The organism is Psychrobacter sp. (assembly GCF_036731945.1).
Taxonomy (GTDB): domain Bacteria; phylum Pseudomonadota; class Gammaproteobacteria; order Pseudomonadales; family Moraxellaceae; genus Psychrobacter.
Genome location: NZ_DAINDI010000098.1, coordinates 3,651 through 7,281, shown reverse-complemented (window position 1 = coordinate 7,281; position 3,631 = coordinate 3,651). Strand labels below are relative to the sequence as shown.

The 3,631-nt window shown below is 44.7% G+C and carries 2 protein-coding genes and 1 pseudogene; all 3 read right to left on the bottom strand.

What is annotated here, in order from left to right; all coding sequences use genetic code 11:
* A pseudogene (locus V7D75_RS13780) lies at positions 1-612 on the bottom strand (hypothetical protein); the annotation flags it as partial.
* A 65-nt stretch (positions 613-677) separates the two neighbouring features.
* Positions 678-1,289, bottom strand: a complete 612-nt coding sequence (locus V7D75_RS13775) for a 3'-5' exonuclease (protein ID WP_333615020.1) — start codon at positions 1,287-1,289, stop codon at positions 678-680.
* 54 nt (positions 1,290-1,343) lie between these two features.
* Positions 1,344-3,449, bottom strand: coding sequence for a DUF294 nucleotidyltransferase-like domain-containing protein (locus V7D75_RS13770; RefSeq protein WP_333615019.1), 2,106 nt, complete (start codon positions 3,447-3,449; stop codon positions 1,344-1,346).
* Between the last annotated feature and the right edge of the window lie 182 nt (positions 3,450-3,631).

Here is a 3,631-nt window from a genome sequence, read left to right as displayed (position 1 = left end):
GATAGCGGGATTACGAGCAGTCGATTTGTCGTTATTGCTTTTGCTGCTTTCATTTTCATTACTACTTTTAGCGAGTTTTAAGGCGTCATCTGGCAGTAGCGGTGGCACGCTTTCTATACTTTGATAGGTATAAGGGTCATCGGTATAAGCATGCAGCTGTCTTGCATGTTGCTTAATCGTCTGTTTTTCAATCGTCACTAAGGCGCTTTGATGAACGGTTACTTCTTTAGCATTAACATTCTGAGTCGTTTGTTTTTTGATGCTTTCAGGTTCAGCAGTGCCATCGTTAGTACTTAAAGATTCTGGCTGATTAGCAAGTTTAGTGCTATCAATTACCTGAATGGGCGCAGGCAAGCGGCTCACATTTTTATCACCGACTGGGGTGATGACAATACTAATATCGGTCGCATTTAAGTTTGCGCGCGTGAGCGCTGTCTGAATCGCTTCTGGTAAAACCGCTTGGGCACATAGCGGCGTTAGCAAAACACTCGCAAATAAGGTCAGCGATGCTAGGTAGTGAGCAGGCTTATTGAGCGTATATGGTTGCTTAGGAAAAGGCGCTAATTTAGCAAAAGCGGTAGGGCGGTTTTCAGTTTTAGAAGTGGGTAGCATGAGCGGTCTATTATCAGGTGGCAAAAACAGCCTATGGTAACATGAGTTGCTATTTTCACGTAGTATCAGCGTTGGCGTAGATGCAAAAATGCCATGGCTGTCATAATGGCATCGTTATAAGCATCGTGTGTGCCAAGCTCTGGGATCTCATAATGCGCTAGAATATTGGTCAAGTGCTGTGATTGATTAGGAATACCCTGCGTACGATCGCCCATACGCCGACTGTATAATTGCCGTATATCAATGACCTTATTCGGTAGCTTGGTGCCCATATAGCGCTTGACCAAAGGATTCAAAAAACCTGTATCTATCTGCGGGCAAAACCCAACTAGCGGTCGATTGTCTATAAAAGGCAGTACTAAAGCCAGCATTTCATCGTAGCTCATACCATGCTCAACATCGGCAGTGCGCAGCCCATGAATCACAATGGTATCACGGTCAGGCATCACTGGCGGCCGACAAACCAGATGCAGACCGTTACCCGTATCAATGCTATCGCCGTTAATATGAATGGCAGCGATAGATAGCAGGTGATGCTTTTTTGGATTGAGTCCTGTCATCTCACAGTCAATCGCGACCCATTTATCAGCCAAAGGTTTATTAAACATCGATGCCAGCTCAGGGCGCTGCAAATGGGTCTTTTGCCAATGAGACGATAACTGTTTTAGCCAACGCATCTTATTTTGCTCCCCTTTATTTTTGCGCGCAGCGTTCTTATCAGCTGACTTATTTTAATTAAACTCTAGCTGATAATGGCGACTTAATTGATCCTTAAAGCTTTTGACCACGGCCAAGCATTCATTTAATAAGTCTCGCTCGAGTGCCGATAAAGTGGTCGGATCGACTTGCCGCGCATGCTTATCATCTGTCGATAGCGCCACTGACAAACGCTGCGCCATAAAAAACTCTAACGCTTCAAGCAAAGTGTCAGCGCGCTGTTGGTTTAAGGCGCGCACTTGTACCAAGGCTTTAAGGCGTCCTTTACTACTCGGCGCATCAAAAATATCGTTTTCTAAGGCTAAAGTACGAATGCCATGCACCAGCGGAAAAATACCAGCTTTTTTAAGGTCAATATCGTAGGAGCTGGGTTTACCGCCAAGGAGGGGCACAAACTTTTGCCACCATTGTCCGACATCACCAAACTGTAAAGCGGCACGGGCGAACTGACGGACAAACATGAGATCTGACTGGCGATGGGCAATTTTTAAATGCTCGCGCACACTCGTCAGTAGTGATTCATCGCCGCAGACATATTCGCCATCAAATATGGCCGACAAATAAATACTGTGTATCGGGTCGGTATTTCTAAACCATAAGCTAATCTGCGTTTTAAATTGTTTGAGCGGCTGCCGCCACATCGGATTGGTCATCATGATATTGCCATCACAAAGCGGATAACCCAAGGTTGCTAAATGATGGTTAAAGGTTTCAGCGAACTGAGCTAAGTCAGGATGGCTATAACCATCACGAATAATCAGCGCATTGTCTTGGTCGGTACGCATGATTTGCTCGCCGCGACCCTCTGAGCCCATGACGATGACGCAAGTATTTTTCATCACTTCATCAGGTACGATAAGTTGCCACAGTTTGGTAAAAACTTGGGCGTGTACCATACGGCTGACATTACCAATTTTGATACCGTTTTGGTGCTGCGCGCGAATATAGCGCCCAATGAGCTCAACCGCAGTAGCCAAGCTCGGCAAGTCTTTAGCCTGTTCAATCTGTAGACTAATCAGCTGCGAATGATGACCAATATGAGCGAGCATATCACTTTGCCCAAGCACGCCTGCAACCTCACCATTAGCATCAATCACTGGCAGCCTATGGATACGGTAGCGCGTCATGGTCAATAGCGCATCGCCAATCTCATCGTCCGCATCAATGGTGCGCAGATTGAAACTCGCATAACGCTGGCAAGGCGTTGTTGCAGGGTTTTGCTGGTCGCTCACCGCGCGGCAGATATCGGTATCGGTTAAAATACCTAATGTACGACCAGAATAGTTACTGGGAGTTTGCGTATTGGCGCTATCAGTAACTAAGCTGCTATCTAGGTTGTTGCCTAAATTTCGGTCTAAGTTTTGGTCTAAATCCGTTTTTAAATCATTATCTAATATTTGCGCTTGAGCAGGATTTAATTGGTTGAGCGGTCGCACCAAAACATGCTTAAGCCCAGCTTTGGTCATGATATGCGCCGCCTCATATAGGCTGCTGGTGGCATCAATGATATGCACGGGTAATAAGCTGACATCAATCACCGGCTGCATCATGATTTGCTGCACTTCTTGCTGTTCATTATAACCATGATAGCTAGCATCTAAGCTTTGCCCGCTCCGCCGCTGCTGTAATGCCTTTAATCGTTCAGGTAAATCTTCTGACAGTAATTGGCGCACTAAATGATTCTGGGCACTGATTTTGTCAACGGTTGTGCCATTGATTTGCAGCAGCAGGGTGTCTTCAATGGCACGAAATTCGTAGGGCGATATGTCACTTTCATTTTTGGGTTTGCCATTGCTTATAGGTACGGTACTTTTTATAGGTATGAAAGTGGCTGCTTCTTTATCCTCTTCTGTAAACGATTTTGGCAACCGCCGACTGTCAAACCAATCATTACTATTTAGATGGTCGGTATGATTGCTACCTAAATAAGTCGCTACAAACTCGCCAGCAAGCAGTTGCTCGATTTGTCCTTTAATGACCACATAAAAATAGCTTAAATCATCAGCAGAAAAACGCTCATCTTTAGCAAGATAACGGATTTGGGTGTTTTTTCTAATACTTTGACGTTCAGCCGCGCTTAATACGTCAAAGGGCGGCTGGGTAAAATCGAGATGGGGCATGGCATCATCCTTGATGGCATATTTAACAAAATTTTGAAAAAAGGAGTTTTATGAGTGATAAGGAGATATAAAAAAGCGTCACGTCATTTCTACTATAGCATTGTTTAATAGACAAGATAGCAAGAAACCGAATATAACCACGATGATATTGTGGGTATATGTGGTTATCTGCTACTATACTA